General features: G+C 38.3%; 15 protein-coding genes. 6 read left to right on the top strand and 9 right to left on the bottom strand.

Features of this window, described 5'->3' with window-relative positions:
• Positions 1–145: 145 nt before the first annotated feature.
• Positions 146–1,021 (bottom strand): STAS domain-containing protein, encoded by an 876-nt coding sequence (locus LJC66_RS15350; protein WP_372586380.1) that lies wholly within the window; start codon positions 1,019–1,021, stop codon positions 146–148.
• A gap of 130 nt (positions 1,022–1,151) precedes the next feature.
• On the opposite strand from LJC66_RS15350, the gene corA reads away from it, so the two are divergent.
• The 4 genes from corA (at position 1,152) to LJC66_RS15370 (ending at position 4,933) form a co-directional block, all read left to right on the top strand.
• A complete protein-coding gene (gene corA / locus LJC66_RS15355; protein ID WP_195696674.1) occupies positions 1,152–2,123 on the top strand; it encodes a magnesium/cobalt transporter CorA in 972 nt (323 codons plus the stop codon).
• Between the two features lie 410 nt (positions 2,124–2,533).
• Positions 2,534–3,835 carry a polyamine aminopropyltransferase gene (locus LJC66_RS15360; protein ID WP_230932939.1) on the top strand — a complete coding sequence of 434 codons (1,302 nt, stop codon included), beginning with the start codon at positions 2,534–2,536 and terminating at the stop codon, positions 3,833–3,835.
• An 83-nt stretch (positions 3,836–3,918) separates the two neighbouring features.
• The gene (locus tag LJC66_RS15365) at positions 3,919–4,653 is read left to right on the top strand and encodes a polysaccharide deacetylase family protein (protein ID WP_230932940.1); all 735 of its coding nucleotides are present in this window, start codon (positions 3,919–3,921) and stop codon (positions 4,651–4,653) included.
• Between the two features lie 139 nt (positions 4,654–4,792).
• Entirely contained in the window at positions 4,793–4,933 is a 141-nt protein-coding gene (locus LJC66_RS15370; RefSeq protein ID WP_230932941.1) for a hypothetical protein, read from the top strand.
• 28 nt (positions 4,934–4,961) lie between these two features.
• On the opposite strand, the gene LJC66_RS15375 is transcribed toward LJC66_RS15370, so the two are convergent.
• From LJC66_RS15375 to LJC66_RS15395, 5 genes are all read right to left on the bottom strand, one after another.
• Positions 4,962–5,633 carry a DUF421 domain-containing protein gene (locus LJC66_RS15375; RefSeq protein WP_230932942.1) on the bottom strand — a complete coding sequence of 224 codons (672 nt, stop codon included), beginning with the start codon at positions 5,631–5,633 and terminating at the stop codon, positions 4,962–4,964.
• 110 nt (positions 5,634–5,743) lie between these two features.
• Complete coding sequence (locus LJC66_RS15380; protein ID WP_230932943.1) at positions 5,744–6,505, bottom strand: M15 family metallopeptidase; 762 nt, start codon at positions 6,503–6,505, stop codon at positions 5,744–5,746.
• A gap of 163 nt (positions 6,506–6,668) precedes the next feature.
• A complete protein-coding gene (locus LJC66_RS15385; protein ID WP_230932944.1) occupies positions 6,669–7,736 on the bottom strand; it encodes a TolB family protein in 1,068 nt (355 codons plus the stop codon).
• A gap of 25 nt (positions 7,737–7,761) precedes the next feature.
• Positions 7,762–9,231: a sensor histidine kinase gene (locus LJC66_RS15390; RefSeq protein WP_230932945.1), complete on the bottom strand. Its 1,470-nt coding sequence runs from the start codon at positions 9,229–9,231 to the stop codon at positions 7,762–7,764.
• Entirely contained in the window at positions 9,228–9,920 is a 693-nt protein-coding gene (locus LJC66_RS15395; RefSeq protein WP_230933714.1) for a response regulator transcription factor, read from the bottom strand. The genes LJC66_RS15390 and LJC66_RS15395 overlap by 4 nt, the downstream gene beginning before the upstream one ends.
• A 160-nt stretch (positions 9,921–10,080) precedes the next feature.
• Between LJC66_RS15395 and LJC66_RS15400 the strand changes: the two genes are divergently transcribed.
• Positions 10,081–10,227 (top strand): hypothetical protein, encoded by a 147-nt coding sequence (locus LJC66_RS15400; RefSeq protein WP_230932946.1) that lies wholly within the window; start codon positions 10,081–10,083, stop codon positions 10,225–10,227.
• 137 nt (positions 10,228–10,364) lie between these two features.
• Here the strand turns inward: LJC66_RS15400 and LJC66_RS15405 are convergent, their stop codons facing one another.
• Both LJC66_RS15405 and LJC66_RS15410 read right to left on the bottom strand, forming a co-directional pair.
• Positions 10,365–11,879, bottom strand: a complete 1,515-nt coding sequence (locus tag LJC66_RS15405; protein ID WP_230932947.1) for an FAD-dependent monooxygenase — start codon at positions 11,877–11,879, stop codon at positions 10,365–10,367.
• Positions 11,880–11,911: 32 nt separating this feature from the next.
• Positions 11,912–13,087: a YhgE/Pip domain-containing protein gene (locus LJC66_RS15410; RefSeq protein WP_230932948.1), complete on the bottom strand. Its 1,176-nt coding sequence runs from the start codon at positions 13,085–13,087 to the stop codon at positions 11,912–11,914.
• Between the two features lie 197 nt (positions 13,088–13,284).
• Between LJC66_RS15410 and LJC66_RS15415 the strand changes: the two genes are divergently transcribed.
• The gene (locus tag LJC66_RS15415) at positions 13,285–13,893 is read left to right on the top strand and encodes a TetR/AcrR family transcriptional regulator (RefSeq protein ID WP_195696666.1); all 609 of its coding nucleotides are present in this window, start codon (positions 13,285–13,287) and stop codon (positions 13,891–13,893) included.
• A 42-nt stretch (positions 13,894–13,935) separates the two neighbouring features.
• Here LJC66_RS15415 and odhB read toward each other — a convergent pair whose 3' ends face one another.
• Positions 13,936–15,231, bottom strand: coding sequence for a 2-oxoglutarate dehydrogenase complex dihydrolipoyllysine-residue succinyltransferase (gene odhB / locus LJC66_RS15420; protein WP_230932949.1), 1,296 nt, complete (start codon positions 15,229–15,231; stop codon positions 13,936–13,938).
• Positions 15,232–15,240 lie beyond the last annotated feature (9 nt).

The following is a 15,240-nucleotide window of genomic DNA, read 5'->3' on the forward strand; positions in this document are numbered from 1 at the left end:
ATTACAGAGATGCATTTTTATATTAGCGTATGTAATACGACTCTTTTTATTTATTAAATTAGTAAAATCATAATACCTCTTTAACCTATATGTCAAGTATGAATTGGAATAAAAAAACAAGAATTAAAAGTAATTCTTGTTTGCTTTATTTCCTCATACGTGAAGCCATCGCGTTAGCAAGGGTTGATTTTGTTGAGATATTTTCAAACGATAAACCTAAATGAGAAGCGGTAATTGCGATTTCAGGACGTACCCCAGAGATAGTTGATTCTACACCTATTAATTTTAATGCATCAATCAGCTGGAAAATCTGATGAGCAACCATCGTATCGACAATAACTACTCCTGAAATATCAATATAAAGGTGATTCACTTGCTGTTCAGCGCAGCGAGTTAACGTATTTTCTAAAATGCGGCGCGCTCTTGCTGTGTCGATATCCCCAACAAGCGGAAGAATCGCAATATGATCGCTTAATGGAATAACTGGCGAGCTCAGCTCATTGATCAACTCTTTGTGTGCTTCAAGCAACCGCTTTGAATGCTGATGGTGCTCTTCTACAAATTTATAAACGGTGATATCAAACACGCGTACAATTAATTCGTTCCATTCGTCTAGTTCTTCTTGCGTAATATCTTGCTCGTACTCTTCTACAAATTGATTTAAATACGTTAAATACTGTTTTCTAACTCGGAAAAATTCTCGAATAATATAATGAATAGGCGTTCTTACATGCTCTCCGTCTTCCGCAATCTTTAAAATCCACGTTTCAAATGAATCAAAAAATTCTTTTTCACTTTTTATAAATACATCGGCTATGTATAAATGAAATTCATTATTTTGACCTTTTAATACTGAAATGACTTCTGGATGAGTAGATGCATAAACCGATTCTGGGTCATTGTCTTCAATGCTTTCATACCATTCTTCCGTCAGTTGATCTGCATGCTTTAAAAAAAACATTCGAAGTGCTTCATTTTTATTCAAAACGATTCCCCTTTCCATACCAGCTACTACTATCATTATAATTCAACTTTTTCACCCTTACTAGTTTTATAAAAAGAGAAGAAAGAAAATTATTTTTTAAAATACGTGCAGTTTATGATTTTATGCTACATTGAAAATAGCTATAAAAACACAAAGGAGTTTTCAAATGATACGAACGTTAGCTCTTACGAACGATGACAAACTTGTGAAACATATACAATTAGATCAGATTCACGATCCCTCTATTCAGTACTATTGGATTGACTTTAACTGCCCTTCGGAAGAAGAAGCGCTGCTGCTTCAATCATCCTTTCACTTTCATCCGTTAGCGATTGAAGATTGCTTTCATTTTCTGCAGCGCCCAAAACTCGATTATTATGAAGGATACAGTTTTTTTGTCCTTCACTCGTTAAATCGTCAAACGTTAGAAGCTGAAGAAGTTGACCTTTTTATCGGCGAAAATTATGTGGTTACTTTTCATTTTCACCCGTCAGCTGCAATTGATAAAGTATGGGAAAAGCTGCTTCATACACCTTCGATTCAAGAAAAAGGGATAAGCTATCTTGCGTATTCTGTGATGGATAAAGTGGTAGATGAATATTTCCCCACTGTATATCAGATTGAAGATGAGCTGAATGATATAGAAAACATAGATGCAAAAAAATCGATCTCTGTTTTAATGGAAGATGTATTCAAACTTCGAAGTGATTTGCTGAAAATCAGAAGAACCATTTTGCCTATGCGCGATTTATTGTACCGTATTATAAATTCTGAACGCCTAGATGTTCATCCTGAACAAAAAAGGTATTTTAAAGATGTCTATGACCACTTATTAAAATTAGCCGATATGATTGAATCAAATCGGGAAATGACGTCTGATATGCGCGATAATTATCTTTCTCTTAATTCAAACCGGATGAATTCAATCATGATGACACTGACTGTTATTTCATCTATCTTTATTCCCCTTACCTTTATCGTTGGCGTATACGGAATGAATTTTGAAAATATGCCTGAGCTAAAGTGGCACTATGGCTATTTCTTTGTGCTTGGCTTCATGGGACTGATAACGCTGGGGTTAATTCTATGGTTCAAGCGAAAAGGCTGGTTTAATACTGATAAAGAGCAGAAAGATTGAAACATAACGAAATCAATCAAATGTAAAGACGAACAAATTGGATAAGTGAGCTAGTGCTGTCAATTTCCGCGCAAGACTTCGCTTTCCGCCGGCGGTCGATGAGACTCCTCGTCGCTTACACTCCTGAGGAGTCTCACCTGTTCCGCTTTTCCCGCAGGAGTCTTCGCCTTGCCTCTAATTAACAGCTATTACATACGGTAAATCTACGTTCACCATCACAATGAAAAAATCCGAACGAGTTGAATTCTCCGTTAAGAATCTCGATTGATTGTTCGGATCTCCTTTCAACGAAAATAGGTTTTCCCAGCTTCTTCTCTATGGAAAGATAATTAGTTATTTCCCGAAAATATCCATAAAATAACGTGCTTACGTTTCCTTTTTCTAAAAAGTTTCATAAGATAGTGAAAATAATGCTCAAAAAGCAGGCTGAAGTAGTGGATATTAAAGGCAAACACTTGCTAATGGATGCGTTCGAATGCGATGAAGTGATATTAAACGACCCCTCACTCTTAAGGAGAATTCTTGTTGAAGCTGCATTAGATGCAGAGATGGAAGTTTTGCACTGTTATTTTCACCAGTTTACGCCCCAAGGCATTACAGGGATTCTCGTATTAGCTACCTCTCACTTGTCTATTCATACGTGGCCAGAGGAAAACTACGCTTCATTAGATTTTTATACGTGCGGAGACAAAGAAATAATTGAAATCGGTTATGCGTTGCTGAAGCAATTAGCTTCAAAAAAAGCTGTTGTGTATTCGATTTCTCGGGGAATTCAACACATCGAAACTCCAACAAAAAATCGTCAGCATGCTGAAAGCACGCTTCTTCTCAATCGTGGAGATGACTCAGATCACGTTAGTCTACAGCAGATCTTATCAGGCCAGCACGACGTTTTGTTTCATCAAAAAAACTGTATTCAAGATATTCAGTTGATCAAAGCATCTGATATTCGAATGTATTTGGATGAACAGCTGCAATTTAGTTCATTAGATGAATATGCGTACCATGAAGCTCTTGTACATCCTATCTTTGCAGCTTCCTTACGTCCTAACCGCATTCTTATTCTAGGCGGTGGAGATGGTTTAGCTTTACGAGAAGTCCTTAAATATAAAGAAGTTAAAGAAATAGACCTTGTGGAAATAGATGCTGACGTTGTAAATGCTGCGATGAATGTAGAAGAATTAAAGAAGTTAAATCAACGCTCATTTGAAGATTCTCGTGTCACCGTTCATATTCAAGATGCTATTGACTACCTCTCTTTGAATTCAGCGTGTTATGACATCATCATTATTGACTTCCCTGATCCTACTAACAAAAAAATAAGTGCTCTTTATACAAAAGAATTTTACGCACTTCTCCAACGTTCACTATCGCGCAGCTGCTTGGTCGTGTGTCAGTCAAATTCTCCTAGAGACACACCTATCGTTTTTTGGAGCATTAATAAGACGATGAAAGCTTCTCAGTTTTATACGTTGAGCTACCACACCATTATTCCTTCTTTTGGAGATTGGGGTTTTCACATCGGCTCGAAAACACCTTTGTCTGCCCCTATACTCTCTACTGATGTTTCATCTACTACGCTGCCACCAGACTTTACTAAGCTAATGCGTTTTTCTCCCCATTCTCTTTCTAAAAAACAGTTTGCAGTTGTGAACTCTGCTGAGCATTTGGTTCTGCATAAAATATTTAAAAAAGAAGGCTTATATTTGTAAAAAAGAAAGCTTGGCTTATACATTCCTTTTCTTTTGACATACTAAAACAGTCTCGTCACCACTGTGCAACAGAAAGGATTGTTATGAGAAAAATTTCGGTTTTTGTTATCTTAGTGCTAACTGTTATTTTACCTTCCCCCGCTTTTAGCCAAGTGAAAGTGCCCGTCCTGATTTACCATTCTATTGATGCCTACACAGGCCACGGGGAAAAAGAACTGTATGTGACGCCTGAAAATTTTGAGAAACAACTTCTTTATCTCAAAAAGCAAGGATATACGCCGCTAACATTTGAAAAATGGCAGGAACTAAAGCGTGTGAAAAAACCTATATTTATTACATTTGACGATGGATATAAAAATAATCTTACTATCTTGCCTATTTTTCAAAGAGCAGCCAGCCCTCAATTTCATCCAGCGGCTACAATTTTTGTGATTTCAGATTTTATCGGCCGTCCCAACCGTTTGTCGCCAGCCGATTTAAAAAAATTTGTTGATTCAGGATTTTTTTCCATTCAGTCTCATACCGCTACTCATCCGGATTTAACTAAGACGAAAAATGTATCCTATGAGCTAGCTGATTCAAAACGAAAAATTGAAGCCATCACGAGCCAGCGCGTTATTGCTCTTGCTTACCCTTATGGAAAGTTCAATAGCCGCGTGGTGGAAGAAACAAAAAAGAATTATACATTTGGTCTTTCAACGATTCCAAAATTTTTCACTGAGAGCGGACAAAAGAATGAAAACTATCTTATTCCTCGTCTGTACGTCACGTATTCTACAACGATTGAAGATTTTGCTAAGATGCTAAAAGGAAGCTAGGAGAGGCTAGGACAAAAGTATTTTAGTTAAAGGAAAATCCGAACGATGAATTGAGATTCTTGATAAAGAATCTAACTCGTTCGGATTTTTTTATTGATAGGGTGAACACAGGTTTTATGTATGTGACTGCTTTTAGCTGATGATTGGAGGGCAAGACGAAGACTCCTGCGGGAAAAGCGGAATAGGTGAGACCCCGCAGAAAGCGAAGTCTTGCACGGAAATCAACAGCGGTGTCTCAAGCGATTTAGCTCATTTCTCCTATTTGTTCGTCTTTAGATGAGATGAATTTAGTTATGTCTCAGCCTCTTTTAAAATTTTGTTATTTCCAGCCCTCGCTCTTGCTGCCATTCAGCATAAAAAACTTCGCTGTATTTTTTAATTTTTTTGATTGCAAGCTGTTTTTTTAACCATTTTTCATCTACGTTTGCTTCTTTCAAGTTACCAGGCACTACTTTTCCATCCATAATTAAAGCAATAGGTAAATTGGTTTGAGAATAAGGAATGTTTAAATCATTTTTCGTTGGAGGGCTGAATTCGTGTTTAGGAGCGACGCTCACCTCTCCATTTGTTTCTAAAATGACGTATTCTGCTTCGTACAGTGAAAAATACCCTTGCTGTCTCATTAGATGCTGAAGCTGATTCAAGTCCAAGTTGTTTTTCCTAAGCTCTTTATAAAGGATTTTCCCCTTATAAATAATCATTGAAGGCTTTCCTTCAAGAATTCCTCTAAATCCTGTAAAGGTTTGAGATAGCTTTGTCACTGCGTAGATCAGAAGCCCCCAAATCAAAATGCTATAAAGAATTTCAGTTAACTCTACTCCTTTTTCAAGAGCTGCATCCCCCACAATATTTCCCAGGACAAGCGTTGTAATAAAGTCAAACGGAGTGATTTGAGCAAACTGCGTCTTACCTAAAAGCTTCAGCATAATAAATAGCGCTAAAAATCCACATATCAGTTCAATCGCAATATCTTTATACATTGATACCCTTCCTCTATAGCAAGCATGTTATAGTATCAGTTTGTATCATATGTGAGAGTGATAAACCTGACTTTTGATTTTTCTTCGTTCTCCAGTTATAGAACTTTTGATTAAGCTTTTTTCTTACTTGCATAGGTTTCTAACGTTGCATATTGATTAAAAATGGATGCGGCTGCTTTTTTCCCTACATATCTAAGGTGCCATGGTTCGTATTTATAGCCGGTAACCTGCTCTTCACCTTCAGGATATCGAATAATGAATCCGTATTGATACGCATTTTTTGAAAGCCAATGAGCTTCTGGTGTATCAGCGAAGCAGTCTGCTGCAGCACACATTCCGCTTCCTCCCGTGACATCGATTGCTAGTCCCGTTTCGTGTTCACTTGTTCCAGGGTAGGCGCTATAGGTGCGTGCTTGTTCTTCACCGTCTCGCTTTGCGTAAAATGCAAAAAGCTCTTTTTGACGCTCGTGAGATCGATAACCGGATACACCAAGTAAGCTGATTCCCTCTTTTTCAGCATCTCCGAAAAGTTCTTCAAGCGCTTGTGCCGCAGGCTTTCTAAGCATTCGTTTTTCTATTTTTTCGTTGAAGATAAACGGAACGTCGGCATAGACTAAATCAGAAGGCTGATAGGATTCAGGAAGCTGATGCTTTTTATTAACTAAAGCCGTAACCGATTCTGGATTGGCTATTACCACTGTTTCGTCTACATTAGATTTCGTTAAAGATGAAGAAGCTGATGGGCTTTCTAGTTTTTGAGCCTGTCCATTTTTTGTGAATTCTCTGGCAGGCTTTGATGAAGAATTGCTTGTTCCGCACCCTGCTATCATCAGCGTAAAAGCTAAAGAACAAATAAATAAAAAGTATTTCATGATGTCTTACTCCTTTCTGTATAGGCTTTTGATGCGCTACAAAAGCCTATACAGAAAGGATAAAATATAAATGTTTCTGTCTGTTATTCAGTTGTTTCAAACTTGTAAACACTCTTAAAAAAATTCAAGGTGTGAAAAAATAGAAATAGACTGCCTAAGCAGTCTATTCCAAAAAGATAATATACGTATGAACTTGATTTTGCGTAAAGCTCGATGCAACTAGTTTATTTCCTGATTGACTCCAAGCAAGCTGATCAGCAGCATAGTCTAAATTTAGGTTTAAGTGTGTAACATCTCCTGTTAATCCATCTGCTATGAATATCCCTTTATCTCCCTTTTTTTCAGAAATAAAGTTATAAGCTAATTTCGAACCGTCGGGAGACCAGCTTACACCAAAAATTTGAGTAGACAGAGCAAGCTGAAAGGCCTCTGATCCTTTTAAATCTGTGATAGACAGCGTTCTCGTTTGGGCATCTTTTTGCTGAACGAGCGCTAATTGTTTTCCGTTTGGAGACGGGATAATAGAAACCACATTATCTCGGATTTTTTCAGGGTCCGTCTGTTCGTTATGAAGAAAAAACAGCTTGTTGTTTACACCAATATAATAAATGCCACCTATTCCTTTAACTGCATCTAAGATTCGATCGTCTCTGTGCAACAGAGGTTCTGCTTCTCCTTTTACATTTGCTTTAGAAAGCTTTCCTTCCATTGTAATAAACATTACTTCTGAATTATTAAGCCACTCTCCGCTTGATGGATAGAGCAGAACATTCTTTATTTTAACTGTTTTTTTTGTTTGAAGGTTCATCATATAACCAAATGTATCTTCGCCTTTTGCTACTTTATAAAAAAGATATTCACCGTTCGGAGAAAGCTTCGCCGCATGTTGAATTTCATTGCTTGGATGCAACACAAAAGTAGACTTGTTTTTTAGATTATAAGTAGCTAAATTCTGTGCATATACTTCTTTGGGACCGAAATCGTGCGAACGAAATTGTTTATTTTCTTTACTAACAATCATTGTGTTTTCGTTTAAAAATTGAAACGCCCTTACGCCGTTAATATCCTGAACGTCTTTCACTTCTATTTTTCCATCTTTATCTACTTGGTCCAATACAGTAATTTTCTTGTCGGGTTTTTCAATGGTTTCTCTATGGCTTTCTTCTTGTCCGCACGATGTTAAAATAAGAAAAGTGCTTGCTATACATATCATTAATCTATACCGTTTCAATAACGGTTCACTCCTTTTAGCTAACTCATTTCTCTGTTTTCAAAGGAAACGACACTTTGAAAATCGTCCATTTAGAATCAGAATGATGCAGCTTGATAACGCCTTTTTGCTTTTCAGTTAAGTCTTTGGCTAATGCTAAGCCAAGGCCTGTACCTCCGGATAAACGCGACCGATCTTTATTTACGGTGAAAAATGGTTGAAATAATTTCTCTTCTGCTTCGGGTGGAATCCCTATTCCGGTGTTAGCTACATCCACAATAATAGAATTCTCTAAAGTGTAAGACGTTACTTCCACTTTTCCGCCTGGTTCATTATATTTAATAGCATTGTCAATTAAATTGATAAAAATGTGTATTAAGCTTTCACGATCAGCCCAAACAACTGCTTCTTTTATATTTGTATGAAGAGTCAAATCAAATTTAGCTGCTTTTCCTTTCATACGATCGCATATGTCTTCTATAAGCCGCTTCAATTCAACTTTCTCTGGCCGCTGCTCGAAATCATATTTCTCAAGCGCTGAAAGTTTTAAGATTTTATCTACCATTTCATGAAGGCGATTCGTTTCTTTACGAATATTTTGCACGCCGTCTTCCATAAGCTGAGGATCATCTCGATACATATCAAGTAAGTCAACATAAGCTTTGATCGATGTTAAAGGCGTCTTAAATTCGTGGCTGATGTTACCGATAAACTGCTTTTGCTGCTGTTCGAGAGACTGCAGTTTCGAAATAGCGAACTCAAGCTTTCTTTTTTCTTCATTCATTTGATCGATATTTTTTTCAATCGACGTACTCATAAAAAACAAGCCTTGACTGAGCTCTCCAAGTTCATCACGTCGTTTGAACGGCACATCAGTTAAATAATGGCCTTTTCGAATCTGCTGTGAAGTTTTTTGAAGCGTAGCGATGAGCGAAGCAATGCGGTAAAAATAAGCGTAGCCAATTAAAAAAGCTGCTGCTGCTGCAATCGTTCCTCCCATACGAAATAAGTGCCTAATATCAGCTATAAACTGTTGATTATTTTTGAGGGAATGGTCAAAACGAATGGCTCCAATAAATTGATTATCGATTGACACAGGTGCAAAGTAAATAAGGGAAGAACCCGAGATTTGATAAGCTATTTTTCCTTTCAAAGCATAGCTAAGCGTGTCAGAAACATCCACATCTTTTTGGCCGATGGGAATAGAGCTTCCTGCTTCCTGTCCTTTTTGATTATATAGGACTGTTTGCATTCCGCTTTGTGATGCAATCGAAGAGGCAAGACGCTGTCCTTTTTGCTGAAGAAAAGAATCTGTATTCAAAGACGTGTCACCGGTTACATAACTTTGACGAATCGTCTGCTCGGCTGCTTTGCTTTTTTGAATAAGTTCACTTTCTAGCTGATCACGCTGATTTGTCTCAATTCCTTTTAACACAAGTACGCTCAGTACGGTTACTGTTAAAATAATTAAAAAAGCAAGAACGAGCCCCATCTTAGCTTTTAGGCTGATTTTCATTCATTGATCCCTGCTGTCGCTTTATATCCAATCCCATATACCGTTTGAAGCAAATAAGGCTCTGCTGCTCCTACTTTTTTTCGAAGGCGCTGCATGTGAATGTCTACCGTACGTGTACCGCCTGCATAGTCCATTCCCCAGACAAGATCTAGTAAATCTTCTCGTGTGTACACTCTCTCTAAATTGGCAAGTAATAAAGCAATAAGATCAAACTCCTTTGGTGTAAGCTTTACTAACTCATTGGCAACATGTAACGTGCGCTGAATTAAGTTCACCTTCACTTTTCCCACCGTGATTTCTCCCACAGCTTCAGGAGCTTCATTTTTTTCCATTCGCCGAACAAGTGCTTTAGCTCTAGCTACAAGTTCTCTTACATCAAACGGCTTGGTCATGTAATCATCTGCGCCTAACTCTAAACCTAGAACTTTATCGACGATGTCATTTTTAACCGTTAACAAGATAATCCCCATTCCTCTTCGATTCTCAAGTTTTCGGCATACTTCGTAGCCGGTTAATTTCGGCATCATCACATCTAATATCATCACGTCAGGTTGAAAGCTTTTTACTTTTTCAAGTGCTTCTTCACCGTCAGATGCTGTGTCTACAATATATCCTTCGCGCTTGAAAGCATAAGATACCGCTGTAGCAATACTTTTTTCATCATCAACTACTAAAATCCTTTTATTCAATGTATCACGTACTTTCATTTGATATTTCTCTTTGTCTATCTTATCAAACAGCTTTCCCAAAAACATCTCCAAGTTGTTTCGAAATTGTAAACAAAAATAAATAGATTGAGACATAACAAAATCAATTCAATCTAAAGATGAACAAATGGGGGCAATGAGCTTGACTGCTCGCTACACCGCTGTTGATTTCCGTGCAAGGCTTCGCTTTCCGCTGGCGGCCGATGAGCCTCCTCGTCGCTTGCGCTCCTGCGGGGTCTCACCTGTTCCGCTTTTCCCGCAGGAGTCCTCTAATCAAGCACGAGAATAAACTAAACAGAGGAGATATACGTTTACCATCAACATAAAAAAATCCGAATAAAGTTGATTTTTCTTGAAAAATCTCGATTCATCGATCCAATTTTCCTTCAGCTAAAATCATGCTGTCTTAGCTTTTTATTCGCGTTATTATTCGTTTGTAAAAGGAAGGATTTTATGCGTATTCAAATATTGATGAAGCAGATCTATACGCTGCTCGCTGCTAATAAAACCAATGTATCCGTCCGGTCTAATAACGTACAGAGCATCTTTTTGAAGCCCTGCTTTCTTCAAGTAAGGGTTCCAAGAAAACTCGTGCAAGGAGAAGTCTTTTTCTTGCATGCTCTTTTTTAGCTTCTCTGCTGCTGTTCCATAGACATGTATTTGCCAGTTTAAAGACTGTAAAGATTCAAAATTCCTTTCTACATAAGGTAATCGATCACCACTTTGCACATTTGTCCCTTGCCCGCTGCTTAAGTCACTATTTCGATACTTAATGCGGATTTGAGATAAAATCGTAAATGCTTTGTGACGGGGATAAGGGAAACGAAATAAAAAGGATAGTACAGGCGGAAAGACATGCTTCCTAAAAAATTGACTCGTTTTATCTCGTCCCACCATTCGCTTAAAAGCGCGATCAGTTGTATTTACAAGCAGCTCTGCAAAAGGCAACCTTTCTTCTTCGTATGTATCTAATATGGAAAGTGCCGCTTTGCGTTGAAGGACAGCTGCTAATTTCCATGAAAGGTTGATTGCATCTCCAATTCCTGTGTTCATTCCTTGTCCGCCTGCAGGACTATGAATATGGGCTGCATCTCCACTTAGAAAAATACGTCCCTGTCTGAAACGACTTGCTACTCTGTGATGGATATGATATGTCGAGAACCAATTTATACCCTCAACCTGGGCACCAAATGTTCGTTGAATAAAAGCGTGAATGTTTTCAGCTTTTACATCGTTTTGATCCTCAAAAGCTGAAGGAATAATGCCAATCATTCGATACGTTCCTTGACTTCTAACAGGCATACAAATCAAAAATTCTTCATTGCTAAATGAAATACTGATTTTTTGATCCTTCATCACTTCACCAGAGCCGTGAACATCCATCACATAAAAATGCTGTTTATATTTTTCTCCTTTAAACTCTATCTGCATTTGCTTGCGAACTGTACTGTGTGCTCCGTCACATCCACAAATATACTTAAAATAAGCAGTTTCCTCTTGCTGGGCTTTTAATAAAGTTTTTACCCCTTCTCCGTGTTCAGCTAGAGATAGTAACTCCGTCTTCCATTCTACTTCAATCCCAAGATTTTTTAATTTGTCAAGCAGAAACCGCTCGTGGTCATCCTGTGGAAATGTAAGAACAAAAGGAAAAGGACTTAACCCTTCTCCTAAAGGTCCTAGATGAACTTTTGCTTTTATTTTATTCTTCACTCGGACGTATACATCTTCCATCTTAATCCCGCGGTTTATGACTTCATCTGCAAAACCGAACTGCTGATAAAATTCAAGGGTTCGCGGTAAAATAGCCATTGCCCGGGAGGCTTGCCCAGGCCCGGCGCTTCTGTCAATAATTCGAAAAGGAATGTTATGTCTGGCTAAATTGTAGGCCATAACGAGGCCAGTAGGGCCGGCACCAACGATTAAGATTTGTGGATTCATCATTATCTCTCCTTTTCATTCAGTTACAGTATTTTTTATATTGAGCGAGACTCCTCTCTTTTCACAGAAGATGCAGGTAAAGCAGAAGCAAACAGAGCACACAAACTTACTAAAGAAATAAGAGCTAGAGCAGATACAGAAGGATTCCATGTCAGATGTTTTCCAAAGAAAAATAGTTCTCTTACCCCATCTACCATAAATCTCATTGGCAGCCACGGATAAATCCACTCTCTATAAAAATCAGGCATAATTTCTGGGGCCATTGAAAGCAAAGGTGCGCCAAAAAATAGAACAATAACGAAAATCGGAAGTCCCTTTAGTCCTAGCCATGAAAGTACGGCTGATATCAAGGTGAAAAAACTGAAGTAAGCAATAGCTAAGAATAGTGCTGTATCCAAAAATGAAGGAACGCTTATTCCAACTACTTCAGCCAGCCACACGAGCCCGAAACCAGCAGCTAAAGCAAGTATAGCCCCGATGACTATGAACCCTACTTGGTTAACGATTTTCTCTTTACGAGAAGAAAACGTGATTTTTTGAAGGCTGAGGAAGACCATTGCAGCACCGGCTATACTTGCCATCCACAGAGGCTGAAATAATGAAACGGGGGCATTTCCGTTGACACTATGAGTCCCTGTTTCGTTTACGTTTATCACTGTCTTTTGAATCGGTGCAGCGAGTGCTAATGCTTGGCTTGCACTTAGTTGCGTTCCGTTTTGTTCAAATCTTTTCACTAGCTGCAAGCGCATATTTTCATTCATCTTATCAACTGCTCCGTTTAGCACCTGACTTGCTAGTGCTGAAGCAGCTGTATTCATTCCTTGATTCACTAACAATCTAATAGCAGGTGCATCAGGCTTAGCCGTCTGAAGAGTCGCCTGTTTTTTGGTGAAATCTTTTGGAATGATAAGCGCCCCATAGTATTTTTGATTATTTAAGCCTTTTTCCACTTCTTTAGTATTTGAGACAAAAATCCATTTAACTAAAGATTGTTCAGTACTTGCCCGTTTCATATTTTGTTCCATTTGATTTCCTATATTTACATTACCCTTTGCTGGAACTGTCATTCCTTCGTCAGCATTTACGAATGCAATTGGTAAATTCTTAGGTGCTGAGCTTGCTGAAGGAATTAAGGTTAGAATAAAGATAAAAATAACAGCTACTACTATAATTGGTGAAAAATATATAAGCTTTTGATTACCTAATTTCATATAGATCTCCCCTTTATGTTTTAAGGATATACACGTTAACGAAAAGATAATGTACATGGTGTTGATTAGTGATCACTATGTAAATTATAATGAATTTATCTGTATTCTCAATATGCAATAATAGCGGGAATGTCGATTACTTAACACAAAGCATATAACTGTTCATTATTAAAGAAAAAAGTAGGTGTTTAAAAGCTGTGGGGAATTCAAAAACAGATCGCAGAATTATTCGAACGAAAAGATTTATCCGAGATGCCTTGACAGAATTAATGGAGGAGAAAGGGTTTGAAGGCGTCACGGTCAGGGATTTGACGAAAAAAGCGGATATTAATCGCGGAACTTTTTATTTACACTACCAAGACAAATACGATTTGCTTGAAAAAAGCGAAAATGAAGTCATTCAAGAGATAAAAGAATTTATCAAAAAAGCAAATCCAAATGAGATTGTGTCTGCTAATTTGAAAGAACAGCCTTTACCGTTTATTATTGCACTTTTTGAATATATTCAAGAAAATGCGCGTTTTATGCAGGTTATGCTTGGTCCAAAAGGAAATCCTGGATTTCATCTTAAAATTAAAGAGGTGATGAAAACCAATATGCTGGAAAAATTAGAGCTTATGGATAATAAAACGTCTCCGCTTGTTCCACTTGAACATTTAATGGCTTATGTAACGTCAGCGCACCTTGGAATCATTCAGCACTGGCTAGAACAAGGCATGAAGCAGTCACCGCGAGAAATGGCTCTGACACTCGCTAGCATGACTTTTTTGGGTCCTGCTTATGTTGCAGGCATTAAGCGAACATAAAAAGAACCTGCTATTCTCTAAGAGAATAGCAGGTTCTTTTTATTAACCTTCTAGTAATAAAGATTCTGGATCTTCTAATAGTTCTTTAACAGTAGCTAGGAAGCTTACGGCTTCTTTGCCGTCAACGATACGGTGATCGTAAGAAAGTGCAATGTACATCATCGGACGATTTTCGATACGATCTTCATCAATTGCTACCGGACGAAGCTGAACTTTATGCATTCCTAAGATACCAACTTGAGGTCCGTTTAAAATTGGTGTAGACATTAATGAACCGAATACGCCGCCGTTTGTAATTGTGAACGTTCCACCTTGTAAATCTTTTAATGCTAATTTGTTGTCGCGCGCTTTTTTCGCTAAATCAACGATAGATCCTTCGATACCAGCGAATGTTTTACGGTCAGCATCACGTACAACTGGAACAACAAGACCGTCTGGAGCTGACACAGCAATACCGATATCATAGAATTTTTTAATTAATAACTCGTTGCCTTGAATTTCAGCATTTAATAATGGATACTTTTTAAGTGCTGCTACTACTGCTTTTGTAAAGAATGACATAAAGCCAAGTCTTACGTCGTGCTGTTCAAAGAATTTGTCTTTGCGTCGTTTGCGAAGAGCCATAACAGCCGTCATGTCTACTTCGTTAAACGTTGTCAACATAGCCGCTGTTTGCTGAACTTCAACGAGACGTTTGGCAATTGTTTGACGACGACGTGACATACGTTCGCGTTCAACAGGTTTGTCGCTATTTTCACTTGCCGCTGGAGACGGAGATACCGGGTTAGCTGGCTTACTTGCTTGTGCCTGCTGCTTTTGCTCATTTGATTTTTGATCTGCATATGAATCAATATCATGTTTACGCACACGGCCAAGAGGATCAGTAGTTGGTACTTGATCTAGCTTGATTCCGCGTTCTCTTGCTGCTTTGCGAGCTGCAGGAGAAGCAATTAGCCATTGTTTTTGGTTTCCTTGCTGAGGCGCTTCAGCTGCTGGCGCTACTTCTTCAACAGTTTTTTGCTGAGCTGGAGCCGCTTCTTGCTTTGGTGCTTCCTCTGCTGGTTTTTCTTCAGCTTTTGGTGCTGCTGGTGCTGAAGCTCCTTCTTTCGCTTCAAGACGTGCAATTGTTTCACCAACTTGCACTGTGTCGCCTTCGCCAGCAAGAAGTTCCGTTAGCACACCAGAGTCTTCAGCTGTAATTTCAACGTTAACTTTATCTGTTTCAAGTTCAACGATATAATCACCTTTTTCAACGAAATCTCCTACTTGTTTTAGCCACTGTGCAACTGTTCCTTCAGAAATTGATTCTGCTAATTCCGGTACTTTAATCTCTCCCATGGTTCATTC

This window comes from Priestia sp. TSO9 (assembly GCF_021029645.1).
Classification (GTDB): domain Bacteria; phylum Bacillota; class Bacilli; order Bacillales; family Bacillaceae_H; genus Priestia; species Priestia megaterium_E.